General features: G+C 32.8%; 16 protein-coding genes and 1 pseudogene. 5 read left to right on the top strand and 12 right to left on the bottom strand.

Going from position 1 to position 14,546, the window contains the following annotated elements:
• Positions 1-126 precede the first annotated feature (126 nt).
• From JOC47_RS10780 to JOC47_RS10770, 3 genes are all read left to right on the top strand, one after another.
• Positions 127-606, top strand: a complete 480-nt coding sequence (locus tag JOC47_RS10780; protein WP_204702082.1) for a hypothetical protein — start codon at positions 127-129, stop codon at positions 604-606.
• Between the two features lie 2 nt (positions 607-608).
• Positions 609-1,133: a permease gene (locus JOC47_RS10775; protein WP_204702081.1), complete on the top strand. Its 525-nt coding sequence runs from the start codon at positions 609-611 to the stop codon at positions 1,131-1,133.
• Between the two features lie 498 nt (positions 1,134-1,631).
• Positions 1,632-2,477 (top strand): DegV family protein, encoded by an 846-nt coding sequence (locus tag JOC47_RS10770; protein ID WP_204702080.1) that lies wholly within the window; start codon positions 1,632-1,634, stop codon positions 2,475-2,477.
• Positions 2,478-2,571: 94 nt separating this feature from the next.
• Here JOC47_RS10770 and zupT read toward each other — a convergent pair whose 3' ends face one another.
• Positions 2,572-3,384, bottom strand: coding sequence for a zinc transporter ZupT (gene zupT / locus JOC47_RS10765; protein WP_204702079.1), 813 nt, complete (start codon positions 3,382-3,384; stop codon positions 2,572-2,574).
• Positions 3,385-3,725: 341 nt separating this feature from the next.
• Between zupT and JOC47_RS10760 the strand changes: the two genes are divergently transcribed.
• A complete protein-coding gene (locus JOC47_RS10760; RefSeq protein ID WP_204702078.1) occupies positions 3,726-4,157 on the top strand; it encodes a metal-dependent transcriptional regulator in 432 nt (143 codons plus the stop codon).
• Between the two features lie 105 nt (positions 4,158-4,262).
• On the opposite strand, the pseudogene JOC47_RS15975 reads toward JOC47_RS10760, so the two are convergent.
• From JOC47_RS15975 to thrC, 11 genes and pseudogenes are all read right to left on the bottom strand, one after another.
• Positions 4,263-5,646, bottom strand: a pseudogene (locus JOC47_RS15975) (nucleoside recognition domain-containing protein).
• A 2-nt stretch (positions 5,647-5,648) separates the two neighbouring features.
• On the bottom strand, positions 5,649-6,437 hold the full coding sequence (locus tag JOC47_RS10750; RefSeq protein WP_204702077.1) for a FeoB small GTPase domain-containing protein: 789 nt from the start codon (positions 6,435-6,437) through the stop codon (positions 5,649-5,651).
• Positions 6,438-6,556: 119 nt separating this feature from the next.
• Complete coding sequence (locus tag JOC47_RS10745) at positions 6,557-6,787, bottom strand: FeoA family protein (protein ID WP_439109075.1); 231 nt, start codon at positions 6,785-6,787, stop codon at positions 6,557-6,559.
• 186 nt (positions 6,788-6,973) lie between these two features.
• The gene (locus tag JOC47_RS15745; protein WP_204702075.1) at positions 6,974-8,035 is read right to left on the bottom strand and encodes an HD domain-containing phosphohydrolase; all 1,062 of its coding nucleotides are present in this window, start codon (positions 8,033-8,035) and stop codon (positions 6,974-6,976) included.
• A gap of 143 nt (positions 8,036-8,178) precedes the next feature.
• A complete protein-coding gene (locus JOC47_RS10735; protein WP_204702074.1) occupies positions 8,179-8,442 on the bottom strand; it encodes a putative Se/S carrier protein in 264 nt (87 codons plus the stop codon).
• Between the two features lie 15 nt (positions 8,443-8,457).
• Positions 8,458-9,498 carry a selenide, water dikinase SelD gene (gene selD / locus JOC47_RS10730; RefSeq protein ID WP_204702073.1) on the bottom strand — a complete coding sequence of 347 codons (1,041 nt, stop codon included), beginning with the start codon at positions 9,496-9,498 and terminating at the stop codon, positions 8,458-8,460.
• Between the two features lie 11 nt (positions 9,499-9,509).
• Positions 9,510-10,664, bottom strand: a complete 1,155-nt coding sequence (locus JOC47_RS10725) for an aminotransferase class V-fold PLP-dependent enzyme (protein ID WP_204702072.1) — start codon at positions 10,662-10,664, stop codon at positions 9,510-9,512.
• Positions 10,665-10,685: 21 nt separating this feature from the next.
• The gene (locus JOC47_RS10720) at positions 10,686-11,012 is read right to left on the bottom strand and encodes a CGGC domain-containing protein (RefSeq protein ID WP_204702071.1); all 327 of its coding nucleotides are present in this window, start codon (positions 11,010-11,012) and stop codon (positions 10,686-10,688) included.
• Positions 11,013-11,061: 49 nt separating this feature from the next.
• Positions 11,062-11,481 (bottom strand): CGGC domain-containing protein, encoded by a 420-nt coding sequence (locus tag JOC47_RS10715; RefSeq protein ID WP_204702070.1) that lies wholly within the window; start codon positions 11,479-11,481, stop codon positions 11,062-11,064.
• Complete coding sequence (gene yedF, locus JOC47_RS10710) at positions 11,481-12,050, bottom strand: sulfurtransferase-like selenium metabolism protein YedF (protein ID WP_204702069.1); 570 nt, start codon at positions 12,048-12,050, stop codon at positions 11,481-11,483. Before yedF ends, JOC47_RS10715 begins: the two co-directional genes overlap by 1 nt.
• A gap of 321 nt (positions 12,051-12,371) precedes the next feature.
• Positions 12,372-13,874 carry a threonine synthase gene (thrC, locus tag JOC47_RS10705; protein ID WP_204702068.1) on the bottom strand — a complete coding sequence of 501 codons (1,503 nt, stop codon included), beginning with the start codon at positions 13,872-13,874 and terminating at the stop codon, positions 12,372-12,374.
• A 247-nt stretch (positions 13,875-14,121) separates the two neighbouring features.
• Here thrC and gloA point away from each other — a divergent pair, with 247 nt between their 5' ends.
• On the top strand, positions 14,122-14,511 hold the full coding sequence (gloA, locus tag JOC47_RS10700) for a lactoylglutathione lyase (protein ID WP_204702067.1): 390 nt from the start codon (positions 14,122-14,124) through the stop codon (positions 14,509-14,511).
• Positions 14,512-14,546 lie beyond the last annotated feature (35 nt).

Here is a 14,546-nt window from a genome sequence, read left to right as displayed (position 1 = left end):
AAAATTGGAGTACTAAATTTCTAGATAGACTATTTAAAAAATGATTCACTTGACAATATCGTAAATATACAATATAATTTAATTAAAGAATACCCCTAGGGGGTATAATGCAAGGAGGAGATAATTATGAAATTTCTTTATTTAACAGCTGGCATAGCATTAGTTTTATCAACAATTTTTGACTATAAAAAAACCATTAAAGCATTAAAGGTCGCTTGGAAAAAATTCAGTAAAATATTACCTGGCTATATCAAAATTCTAATTATAATTTCGATTGTATTATTGATTTCTGAAGATACTATTGTCTACTATTTAGGAGGAAATTCGCAATGGTTAGGATTGCTTTCAGGATTAATCTTAGGTTCAGTAACAATGATGCCTGGTTTCATTTCTTATCCTTTAGCTGGAATTTTAGTAGAGAAAGGTGTTAGTTACATGGTAGTAGCTGCTTTCGTAACCACTCTTATGATGGTTGGCGTAGCTACTTATCCTGTTGAGAAAGAATACTATGGACATAAAGCAACTATTATCAGAAATGTAGCTAGTTTTATTATCGCTGCTATAATTGCTATAGCTATGGGACTATTTTATGGGGAGGTTCTTTAAAAATGACTAATAAAAATAAAATTAATTTAGGAGTCTTTATAATCTTTACTCTATTTATTGCTAGTTCTTTTATTTTGGATATTTCAATTGGACTTAAGATGTGGGGTAATTTTAAAATCTTTGCCTGGGATATGATTAAATTACTACCTCCAGCTTTCATATTAATTGGACTATTCAATGTCTGGGTTAAAAGAGAGACTATAGAAGACAATTTTGGTCACAGTTCAGGCATAGAAAAATACTTTTGGTCAATTTTACTTGCTGCTACCACAGTCGGAGGTACTTTTGTAGCCTTCCCTGTTGGTAATGAATTATATCATAAAGGAGCACAGTATAAATCAATCTTTGCTTATGTAACTTCAGCTTCTTTAGTCATGATTCCGATGAGTATTATAGAAGCTTCAATTTTAGGTCTTAAATTTACCTTGATTAGATTAGGAGTTTCACTACCTTTAGTCATTATTAGTTCAGTTTTATTAGGTAATTATTTTGAAGGAATAGAGTATAAACTACCAAAACAAAAATAATCTATATAAAGTGTAGCTTTCGGATTGAGATAAAAATGGTTTCTTCGCTCCTAAATCTAGTTTGATTCGTCTAAATTCGTATAATAAAAAATGATTTAGTTTTGACGAACAGGAAGTTTTAATGTCCCGAATATCACAGGACGTGATTGTTATGAGGGACGAATTAAATTAGAAATTAAACTTTCAAAATTACAGCTTATTATACCTCATTAAGACTCATTGAAAAACTAGATTTAAAGACGCTGCGAAACAATTTTATCTCAATCCAAGGCAGTCTTACTTTAAGTGTGGGAGCAGGGATATACCATTTTGAGGTTGCTTATTTTTTGATTGTGCCTCTTGCTTTTGATTTTATGTTTTTAACTACTAGCTCCTAGCTATTTACTTCTAGCTATAAAGTTTCACTTTCAGTGAAACTTTATATAGATTAAGTGCAGGATAATATCTTTTCCTCTAGAATTACTATTAATTGGATACTATATTAGGAGGAGAGATTTTATGAACTCTATCAAAATTGTAACTGATAGTGGAGCAGATTTAAGCACAGAATTAATTAAACACTATAATATTGAATTAATTCCTATTCCGGTTGAAATAAATAATCAACAATATAAAGATTCCGTTGATATTACTCCGGATGAGTTTTATCAGAAATTAGACGATGTTTCTGACAAACCAACTACTTCTAGAATCACACCTCATCAATTTAATGATATTTTTTCAGATTTGCTTGAAAAATATGAAGAGGTAATTTATATTAGTTTTTCATCACAGCTAAGTGGAATCTATGAATCAGCAGTGATGGCTCAAAAAAAGATTGACTCAGATAACTTAACTATTATTGATTCTAAAGCTGCTTCATTGGGCCAAGGGCTGATAGCTATCAAAGCAGCTAAATTGGCACAAGAAGGAAAGAGGAAAAAAGAAATTATTAATTCTATCAATAATTTAATAACTACTATTGAACATATTTTTGCCGTAGGTTCATTAAAGATGCTTAAACAAGGCGGCCGCATTTCCTCTACTAAAGCCTTTATCGGAAAATTATTGAGTATTACGCCAATTGCTGAAATAACTCCAAAAGGCAAGATAGTTTCACTTAGTAAGGTGCGCGGAAAGAGAAAATTTATTCGCTTCATGATTAAAAAGATGAAAGAGCGAGGTAATGATTTATCAGAGCAAGTAATTGGTATTAGCCACGCTCAAAATCAAGAACTAGCTCAAACTTTGGAGCAAAAAATCAAAGATGAATTTCAAGTTGAAGATATTATTATTACAAAAATAGGGGCTGCCATCGGTAGTCATGCTGGACCAGGTACAGTAGCATTATTTTTTTATAATTGATAAAATAGGATAAACCTATTTAGTAACTAATAAACACTTTAATCACAAAGGAACCTGCCGTGAAGCAGGTTCCTTACTTTAGAGCAATCATCATTTAAAATAACAATAAACTAAGTGCCATAACTCCCATTCCAGCTATAAAACCATAAATAACTTGGTGTCCTTTCCCATATTTCCTCGATGTAGGTAATAATTCATCAATAGAAATAAAGACCATAATTCCTGCTACACTAGCAAATAAAATTCCAAAAGTTAAATCATTAAATACAGTTCGAAAAATAAAATATCCTACTAATGCTCCTAATGGTTCTGCTAAACCTGAAAGCATAGAATATAAAAATGCTTTTTTTCTATTTCCAGTTGCATGAAAGATAGGTACTGAAACTGAGATACCTTCTGGAATATTGTGAATTGCAATCGCAATTGCAATTGATAGCCCCACTGTCGGATCTCTTAAAGCTGAAGCAAAAGTAGCTAATCCCTCTGGAAAGTTATGAATAGCAATTGCTAAAGCAGAAAACATACCCATTCTTAATAGTTGAGATTTATCTTCAATTACTTCTTCATTATGTAACTCTTCTAATTCTGATTTATCTCTAGCTTCATGAGGATTTTCGAATTCTGGTACTAACTTATCAATAACTGCAATAAAGATAACTCCCCCAAAAAATGAAGCGACAGTAATCCACTCTCCTAACCCTGCTCCCAGAGCAGCAGTTAAAGATTCTCGTGCTTTAACTATAATCTCTACAAAAGAAACATAAATCATAACTCCTGCTGAAAATCCTAAGGCTGTAGCTAAAAATGAAGTATTAGTTCGTTTACTATAAAAAGCTATTGCACTTCCTATTCCTGTAGATAGACCAGCAAATAGAGTTAATAAAAATGCTATCACTAAATTACTCATAAATTTCACCTCTTTATTAATTATCATTACTATTTATAATAACATACTTTTATTTTCAAATAAAGATTTTTTAATATTTCCCTGTTCTTAATTAATCCCATAAAGAATAAATATCTATATAAAGTTTCACTAAAAGTGAAACTTTATAGTTAGAAGTAAATAGCTAGGAGCTAGTAGTTAAAAAATAAAAGCAAATTCAAAACCTAAAACATTAACCTAGTATTCAATAATTTCTAGCTATGAACTGTTTTTTGGTTTTGAATTTACTACTAGCTACTAGCTTTTATCTACTAGCTAGTGGCACGATAGTGCCACTTTATATAGATAAGGAGTAATAAAATATGTTGTCCCCTAGTTTAGAAGATTATTTAGAAGAAATTTATCGCTTTGCAAGTCAACAGCAAGTCGTTAGAACCACTGATATTGCTCAAAAGCTAAATGTATCTTTGCCTTCAGTTACTAAAGCAGTTAAGAAACTAAGTCAGAAAGGCTATTTGCAGTATGAACGCTATAAGAATATTGAATTAACTTCTCAAGGAAAACATCTAGGCAAATTTCTTGTCACTAGAAATCGGACTCTGCAAGAATTTCTAGCTGTAATTAATAGTAATTGTAATAAAGAAAATGAAGCAGAAGCTATGGAACATTATTTATCAGATACAACAGTAGAAGCCATTACTATATTAGTTGCCTTTTTTAAACGATATCCCCAATTACAACAAAAATTACTTGAATTTAAAAATAAAAAAACTAGCCCCTTATCTAAGGACTAGCAAATCAAATAAAACTAGCAATCATTCATAGTTAACGGCAAATAGTTGTGGCGGAATAATTTAAAATTTCTTAAGATTATTTATGACTCCTTTTAATAATATATTCTAAAAAAACAAATTAATACTTTGGGTAAATAAAAAGCAAACTACTACAGCTACTGCTAAAGGCATTAATCCAGCAAAAATAGTCCATTTTAAACTATCAGTTTCTTTTTTTATCGTTAATAATGTTGTACCACAAGGAAAATGTAATAGAGAAAATAGCATTGTTGAAAGAGCAGTAACCCAAGTCCAACCATTATCTACTAAAATAGTTTTAAGCGATTCACTGCTACTTGGTTCTAACATTGCTCCTGCCGATAAGTAACTCATTACTAATATCGGTAGCACAATTTCATTAGCCGGCAGTCCCAGAATAAACGCTAATAAAATAATTCCATCTAGGCCAATTAAAAGAGCAAAAGGATCTAAAATATTAGCTACATACTGAATCAAACTTAACTCACCAATACTCATATTGGCAAAAATCCAGACTATTAAACCAGCTGGAGCTGCTACAACTATTGCCCGCCATAATACAAACAATGTATGATCAATAAAAGAACGAAGTAATACTTCTTTGATTTTGGGTTTCCGGTAAGGTGGCAATTCTAAAGAAAATGAAGAAGGCACTCCCTTTAATAAAGTTTTAGATAGTAACCAAGAGATAAATAAAGTAACAGCTATCCCCACTAAAACTAAAGCAACTACTACTGCTGCAGCGATGAAAGAATTATAGACTCCACCTAAGATACTCCCCATAAAAAGACTTGCTAAGATAATCAAAGTCGGAAACCGCCCATTACACGGCACAAAATTATTAGTTAAAATAGCAATCAATTTTTCCCGCGGTGATTCAATTATCCGAGCAGCAATTACTCCGGCTGCATTACAGCCAAACCCCATACTCATTGTCAGCGACTGTTTACCATTGGCCCCCCGCTTTTTTAAAGAAATTATCAAGATTAAATGCTACCCGTGGTAATAAACCCAAATCTTCTAACAAAGTAAAAATAGGAAAAAAAATAGCCATCGGCGGTAGCATAACAGATATTACCCAAGCTAAAGTTCGATACACACCTTTAATTAACATCCCATGCAGCCATTCTGGAGCTTGAAGTGCTACAAACAAGTTACTCAAATGTCCTTCTATCCAAAATAAAAACTTAGCCAACATAGCCGAAGGATAATTAGCCCCTACAATAGTAACCCAAAATACTATCCCTAACATCAAGAGCATCATTGGAAATCCTAAGCACTTAGAAGTCAAAAGAGTATCAAACTTTTCTCCCCAACTTTCTTTTTCAACCTCACTGGAAGCAATATTTCTCTCTGCTATTTCTTCTGCTGTATCATAAATATCTTTAACCATTTCATCACGTATTTGCTCATGATTTATATCTAAATTATCTATTTTACTAAAAATTGTAGATTGTTGCTGCCTACTCATTTTTACTGCCTCCTTTCAACAACTTTTTTGTTTTTTAAATTAACATCATAACACTCCTCCAAAGTTTCAAAAATCGTTCTATCTCCTTCTAATAATCTTAAAGCTAGCCATCTTATATTAATATTCTTTCTTAAATTGGGAAATTGTTTATTTAATTCCGGGACAATTTTTTCCACCTTTTCTTCTATTTTAGATGAATATTTAATTTTAATTGGATCTAGTTGAACTTCTTGATTAACTATTTTATCTATAACCTTTTTTAAATCACTTAAACCCTTTTCATCCCTCGCTATAGTAGGTACAATCGGAACTTGCAAATCAGTTGCTAAACCATTTAAATCAATTTTGATATTTTTTCTTTCCGCCTCATCCATCAAATTTAAGCAAAGTACTACCCGTTCACTTAATTCTGTTACTTGTAAAAGCAAATTAAGATTTCTTTCTAAGTTTGTTGCATCTGCAATCACCACTGTTACTTCTGGCTGGGCAAAACAAATAAAATCACGAGCAATCTGCTCTTCAATAGAACTAGCTAATAAAGAGTATGTACCGGGTAAATCGACTACAGTGTATTCTTGCGACAAATAAGTATAGTACCCCTTAGCTTGAGTAACAGTTTTACCAGGCCAATTTCCAGTATGTTGCTTCAAACCAGTTAATCCGTTAAAAACAGTACTTTTGCCTGTGTTTGGATTTCCAGCTAAAGCGACTACTGGATTATTTTTGTCTCCATCAATATTGAAAGACTCTCTTAACAAATTAACACCACTAGATTGAGCTGTTAACCCCATCTAATCCCTCCCCTTTTTATTATTCTAATTTATTCTTACTTCTTAGCAACACTTGCAGCAAATGACTAATTCCACTTCTCTTTTTAATCCTTATTTTTTCATTTTTAAATTTTCATCTTTCACTTTTTTTCTACTTCTATTAAGTCAGTCTCTTCACTTCTTAAAGCAATAATAGTCCCCCTGATCAAAAACGCTGTAGGATCTCCCGAAGGACTTCTCCGTTTTGGGATAACCTCAGTCCCTTCAGTTAAACCCAAATCCAGCAGCCTTCTTTTTTTATTAGGGTCTGCCATAATATCAACCACTTCCCCTATTTTTTTTAAAGGTAATTCCGTCAATTTCAATTCCACCCCTCCTTTTGTTAACTTAACTAAAGTTAAGATTGTTAACCGCAGTTAACTTTTACCTATTATAAGATATTCAATTAAAAATAATCTGTGAAAATATTATGCGTTAAATTTAATTTATCTTCTAAAAAAGTACAAAAAAATAAATAAAGTCCTCAATTAATGAGGACTCAAAATAAAAAGCGTTATTTAAAAATTAGAATCTACAACCACTAAATCATTAGCTTCTAATAAATTAATATTGTGAGGATTATCTAATTTATTTCCCTGAGCATTCTCAATAACTTTAACTTCAGGTCGTTCAGGAAAATATTCATTATGTCCACTTACTAAAGCCTTACGCCCATTATTTAAAGTTACTTTAGTACCGATAGGATATAATGCTACTACATCCTTAAATGCTTTGACTACTTCGCGATCAAAAGTAACTCCTCCATGAGAAATAATAAAATCTAAAGCTTTATTATTCGGCCATCTCAATCTAAAAGGACGATCACTAGTTAAGGCATCAAAGACATCACACACAGAAACAATCTTAACAACCTGATGTAATTCTTCTTCTTTTCTTCCCTCAGGATATCCACTACCATCAGTTTTTTCATGATGAAATCTAACAATATATTTAGCTAAACTAGGTATATCAAACTCTTTTCTTAACCACTCATAACCATACTCCACATGTTTTTGAACTTCTTGATATTCTTTTTCGCTTAACTCGTCCTTCTTTTCTAGTACAGTAGAGCGAATATTCATTTTACCTACATCATGCAGCATAGTTCCTAAAGCTAATTCTTTAACTAACTTACGATTCATATTCATATTCAAAGCAGTTTTAACACTTAAAATAGTAGTATTCACACTATGAGCAAAAACATATTCATCATTATTTCTAACACTTTGCACATGAATAAGTTTATCTTTATTTATAACTATACTTTCAATGATTTTTTTAATCTGCTGTTTAAGTTTTGTTAAATCAATCCGCTGGCCTTCCTTTAAATCATCAGCTATAGTTTTCAACGAATTTTTAGTTTGATGTCTCAACTTCTGTTTTACAATATAATCAATATCAATATTTTCAGAAATTTCATCTCGGACATAAACATAATAAATACCCAATTTTTTAATATGATTCACATACTTATCTAAATTTTTAGTATTCTTCTTTAAAACTGGTATATCGTTTTTGTCATAAATAGTTTTAGCTAATTCCATATTTGGCTCTAGCTCATCAACACTAACTAGCCGCACAATAATCACTCCCACTTTTAATTTCACTGTGAAATTCAAATAAATAAATATAACTAATAATTATTTATTTCAACAAAAACAACAATTATCCTTTTTTATTATCAAAGTATAAGAAAAGAGACCTACTAAGGCCCCTTAGTCCTTTAAATTTTATTTATCCTTTTTTCTAATCCCTGCTTAATAACCTGATAGCAGCCGGCAAATTCAATTGCAGATTTTTTTATAATATCTACAATTTCTTTCTGCTTTTCACTAAATTTAATTGCAATCCCACAATCAGCAGAAATCTCTGGTGGAACTGGAACCACCTTAATTTGATAATCTTTATTCTTTAATTCTTCTTCTGCTGCTAAAGCATGATGTGTTGAATTAAATACTATTAGATTATATTTCTTTTTTTCTTCCATAGTCTATCCCTTTCCTTAAGTCACTTTAATCTGAGGTTCTCCTGCTACTACTTCTCCAACTACTGCAGCATCATCTACTCCTAATCCATATAACTCAATTAATAAATCAGACACCTGCTCTTGAGGAACAGAAATTAATAGACCACCTGAAGTTTGAGGGTCAAATAATATATCAATCATACTATCAGCAACTTCAGGGCCAAATTCAACATGTTGCTCTAAATACTGCTGATTATTATAAGCACCTCCCGGCACTAATCCCATTTCAGCATAATCAATCACGCCACCAAAAACCGGCACTTCTGCTGCAGAAATTTCAATTTTCTGATTACTACCTTCCGCCATCTCCCAGGCGTGTCCTAAGAGACCAAAACCAGTGATATCAGTACAAGCATTAACTCCATAATCATGCATCACCTTAACAGCTTGATTATTTAATCTAGCCATAGCTGATATAACTCTTTCTGCAACTTCCTCGTCAGCCATATCTCCTTTAATAGCAGTCGATACTATGCCCATGCCTAAGGGCTTAGTTAGAATTAATTTATCACCTGCTTGAGCATTATCATTAGTTAAAAGCTGACCGGGTTTAGTTTGTCCTGTGACAGATAAACCATATTTAGGTTCATCATCTTCAACTGTATGACCGCCTGCTATAATTGCTCCAGCTTCAGCAACTTTATCTGCTCCTCCCTGCAAAATTTCACTTAATATCTCTCCCTCAAGACAAGAAGGAAAGCCAACTACATTCATTGCAGTTAGCGGCTGACCGCCCATAGCATAAATATCACTTAATGCATTCGCAGCAGCAATCTGTCCAAACAAATAAGGATCATCTACAATTGGAGTGAAAAAATCTAAGGATTGAATCATTATCTGCTCGGGATTGATTTGATAAGCAATTGCATCATCAGCACTATCTAATCCCACTATTAAATTCTCGTCATCACAACTAAAATCAACTTGTCGCAAAACTTGCGACAGGGCATGAGGGCCCATTTTAGCTGCTCAGCCAGATGTCGAACTATATTGCGTTAGTTTAATTTTTTCTGTCATCATCTTCCTCCTTAATCATTCGATTTAAAATCAATTATCTCCTCTAAAGCATCTAAAAATTCTTCTACCTCGACTAGTGTATTAAAATAACTAAAGCTAACTCTAACCGTCCCTGTCTCATAACTGCCAATACTTTGGTGAGCCAAAGGCGCACAGTGAAGTCCCGTTCTAACAGCAATTTGATATTCACTATTCAATAATTGGCCCACGGTAACAGCATCAATGCCCTGCACTCTAAACGAAGTAACTCCTACTCGTTCTTCACTAATCTGAGAAGTCAATAATTCTATTTCAGAAATTTGCTGTAATCCTGCTGTTAATTTCTCTAATAATCTCATTTCATGTTTTCTAATCTGAGTTAAAGTAGTTTGATTAATAAAATCTATACCCGCACCTAATCCTGCAATGCCGGCCGTATTTAAAGTACCACTCTCATACTGATCGGGATATAAATCAGGATTTAATTTCTCTTTAGAACTACCACCAGTTCCTCCTTCTAATAGCGGTTCTAAATCAAAATCATCATTAAAATAAAAACCCCCTACACCTTGAGGACCAAACAAAGCTTTATGTCCAGTAAAGACAAGAAAATCGACTTTCAATTGCTCTATATCAATTGGAACTACCCCCGCCGTTTGAGCAGCATCAACTAATAAAGCAGTATCTTTATCTGCTAAAAGGTCTCCTACTTCTGCAACTGGTAGAATATTACCCGTCACATTAGAGGCATGAGTCAAAGCTACTAATTTAGTTTGAGGAGTAATTGCCTCTTTAATTCTCGTCAAAAATTCAGCTGAGCCCTGTTCTGTATCAACTACAGTTAAATCAATTACTCCTTCTTCCTCTAAACGATGTAAAGGACGAGTAATAGCATTATGTTCTAAACTACTAATAATTACATGATCACCTGAATTTAAGAATCCTTTAAAAATTAAATTACTAGACTCTGTTGCATTTTTAGTAAAGGCAAGTTGACTACTATCTTGAATATTAAAAAAATCAGCTAACTTCTTTCGCACCTTAAAAATAACCCGACTAGCATCTAAAGAAATTTGATGGCTACCGCGGCTGGGATTACCACTTTTATTACGCAGCACATCATCGACGGTTTGGTATACTTGTTCTGGCTTCTGCCAGGTAGTTGCTGCATTATCAAAATAAATCAAATCATTTTCACCTCTTTTTGACTACAATGTTTCAAAAATAAGTTTATCCTCATCTATTACACTCAATAACGAATCTTTTATATTATCTACATAAGAACATTTATCTTCTCTACAGCTTCCTTTAGTTAAACAAGAAGTCAAAATTATTTTTTCTGCACCTTCGTCAATTAAATTCTGAGCTCTAATACTAACTTTCTTTCCCGGACAATCACCACAAGTAATTAATCCTACTAATTCTATCTCTCCTAATTCTGAAAACTGATTCTTTCGCTGTTTAATTAATTCTAAACAAGGTTTAGCAATACAGGTCTCTTCTTTCTTGAAACAACGAATAATTGCTACTTTCATTATTTCTTCAACTCCTTAAATGAACACTGCTTTAAAATATCAACTACCTTTAAAGTTTAAATCCTTTAGTAAAAAATCTGTCTATATTATTTAAATTGGTAGTTTTAATCCGATCCACTAAAACCTCTTTAAAAGTCTCATAGTGAGTCCAGTCAATAATTTTAATATCTTCATCAACTGCTTTTATCTGCTGCTTAATCTTTTCAAAATTAGGACAAGTATAGTCAATAGGAGTCCCTAATTTAATGCAGGAACCCAAAATTACAGCATCAACATTACTCTCAACCATTAATTTTACTTTTTTCTCTACATTATCCCCAGGACAACCGCCGCAAGTGGTGACTCCTACTAATTCTATCTCTTCCTCAATCTCTTTAAAAGCACCTTCATTATTCTCTATAGTCTGAAAACAATGCCGCCCGCCGCATTCTCCTTCGGTTTCTAAGCATCTAATTAAGGCTACTTTCATTAAACTTCTACTACTTTTCCTGAATTTAAAGCAGATAAAATTTCATACATATTACTAATTTCACCAACTGCTAACTCTTCAGTGATCTCATAATAATCTAAACAAGTCCCACAGGATAAAATATTAACTCCCTGCTCTTCTAATTCTTTTAAATCATCTATAGCTTGCTGATTTAAAGTTGGTATTTTCACACCACTATTCATAAAAATTATCTTATCTGGTAGTGGTCTAACATCTAAAAGCGTACTAATAAATCCTTTGGTTAAAATAGTACCTAATTTCTCTTCCCCTTCACCTAGGGGATCACTAGTTAGAAAATAGACTTTACCTGACTGCTCTTCTTCAGTCCCTTCCTGCTCATCACCTTGCTGTTCAATCGTTAATTGATAATGGTCTTCTTGTTCTACAATAGCTACTTCAGCATTCAACTTTTTAGCTAATTTTGCTACATTATCTGCTTGAACTTGGTCATCCACACTAACTACTACTTTATCTGCTTCTCCTAAAGCCTGCTTTGTCTTAACTACAGGCTCGGGACAGTCTAAGCCTCGAGCATCTAATTCCTTCATTTTATCTCCCCCATTTTAGTCTTGAAACAAAATAATGTTTTTATATTTTTTTCTCTTCACTTCTTTATTTGTTTCTTTTTTACTTGTTACTGCTTTTACCTTACAACTAGTGACTTGGCAATGCCAAGTCACTACATACAACATTACCTTCCTGAAACTAAAATCACTATCTTACTTGTTTTTATTCTTATCACTACTTTTTCCTGTCTCCTCCGTGTTTTTAAAATTCGAAAAACACTCCGTACAGCCCTATTCGCTCTACTTTTCGCATTATTAGCTGCCCAATCTATATACAGCAATTATTGCTTAACTCACTACTAGTTACTGATTAAGCTCTAATATATCTTTAATCTCATCCTTAATATCACTACTAGTACAGTTTCTTTGATGTCTAATCTTTCTTTCATCTAACCCTTGTAATGCTCGATGTGCTTCCTGACCTGTTAAATCTTGTAGTTCTTCTAAAACAGCAAAGTCATCTTTATCCTCTCTTTTTTCTCCTGTCAAGGCCTCTAATACTGCTCGACTAAATTTATAAGGGTTAGCTGTAGAATCAATCACCGTTACTTCTTCTTCAGATAATTCCTCTAAAGCTTTACGATAAGATTCAACACCAACAGCAGTATGAGGATCTAATAAATAATCATTATTTTCATACACTTCTTTAATCGTCTCTTTGGTTTCTGCTTCAGTTGCATATGCTCCCGTAAATAAACTCTTAATCTTCTCTTTCGTTCTTTGATCAATCTCGAATTTACCTTCTTCCTGCAACTGCTGATACCATTCGTTTATCTTCTCAGCATCATGATCTGTCATCTCAAATAAGAAACGCTCCAAATTAGATGAAATCAAAATATCCATCGAAGGACTAATTGTCTTCTTAAATTCACGGTTAATATCATAGACTCCTGTGGCTAAGAAATCAGTCAATACTTTATTATCATTAGATGCGCAAACAAATTTATTGACTGGTAATCCCATTGAATGAGCATAATAGCCAGCTAAGATATTACCAAAATTACCTGTTGGCACTGAAATGTTGATCTCTTCGCCTGGCTCTATTTTATTATCTTTTAATAAATAAGCATAGGCAGCAAAATAATAAATAATCTGCGGTACTAAGCGCCCCCAATTAATTGAATTAGCTGAAGAAAAACGATAACCTGACTGCTCTAACAGTTCTTTGAAGTCTTGGTCTCCAAACACTTCTTTAACAGTACTTTGACAGTCATCAAAATTTCCTTCTACTGCTACTACAGCAGTATTATCTCCCTCAGTTGTAATCATCTGATACTCTTGAATCTTACTAACTCCGTCTTGGGGATAAAAAACAATAATATCAATCCCGTCTAAATCTTTAAATCCTTCTAGAGCAGCTTTACCTGTATCGCCAGATGTTGCTACTAAAATTACAACATCTTCTTCTAACTCTACTTTATCAATTGCTGACTGCAGTAAATAAGGCATTAACTGCAGAGCCATATCCTTAAAGGCAGCAGTTGGCCCATGCCATAATTCTAAAATATACTGTTCTTCTTCTAAATTAACTAATGGAGCAATTTCTTCAGTAGCAAAATTATCTCCATTATAAGCTTGATTTACTATTTCCTCTAATTCTTGAGCATTATAATCACTCAAAAATTTAGCTAAAACTTTTTTAGCTATAGTTTGATAACTATCTGATTGAAATTGATAAATTTCCTCTTCCTTTAATTGTGGTACTTCTTGCGGCACAAATAATCCACCACTAGGAACCATCCCTAGTTGAATTGCTTCTGCTGATGATACTTGATCATAGTTTCCACGCGTACTTATATATTCCATATTACTACTCCATCCTTTCTACTCTACAATAGTTTGTTTCATTATACCAAAGTATTTAGGAGTTTTAAACTACTAAAATAATTCTAAATCAAAAATAGAAAAATGAACTAACATCCATTTAGTTGAGTATGACTTTTACAAGGTGCAATTTTTCTCGATTTTCTCAAGAATTATTATTGACAATTAAAGTAGTCATCACCTACACTATAATTAGAGCTTTACAAATATCATATTAGGAGGGAAAAAAATGAGCCAAGATTATAATTTTGTGCATGCTTGTATTCGAGTGATGGACTTAGAAGAATCTATTGAATTTTATCAGAAAGCATTAAATCTAGAAGTAGCAAGAAAAAGAGACTTCCCAGAATATGAATTTACTTTAGTCTATATGAAGAGCCCTGAAGGAGATTTTGAAATTGAGCTAACATATAATTACGACCGTGAAGAGCCATATACTATCGGCAATGGCTTTAGCCATTTTGCTGCTACAGTGGATAATTTAGAAGAATCTTATCAAAGACATAAAGAGTTAGGTTATGAAGTGAGTGAACTAAAAAGTTTAGATGAAGAAGCAAGTGGAGGATACTATTTCTTAACTGACCCTGATGGTTACCGAACAGAGATTATTCAAAAATAGTTATAAAGCGGCACCTGCGTGCCGCTTTATAGTAA

This window comes from Halanaerobacter jeridensis (assembly GCF_016908315.1).
Lineage (GTDB): Bacteria > Bacillota > Halanaerobiia > Halobacteroidales > Halobacteroidaceae > Halanaerobacter > Halanaerobacter jeridensis.
The sequence above is the reverse complement of the archived record's forward strand: the minus strand, read 5'-3'. Positions and strand labels throughout refer to the sequence as shown.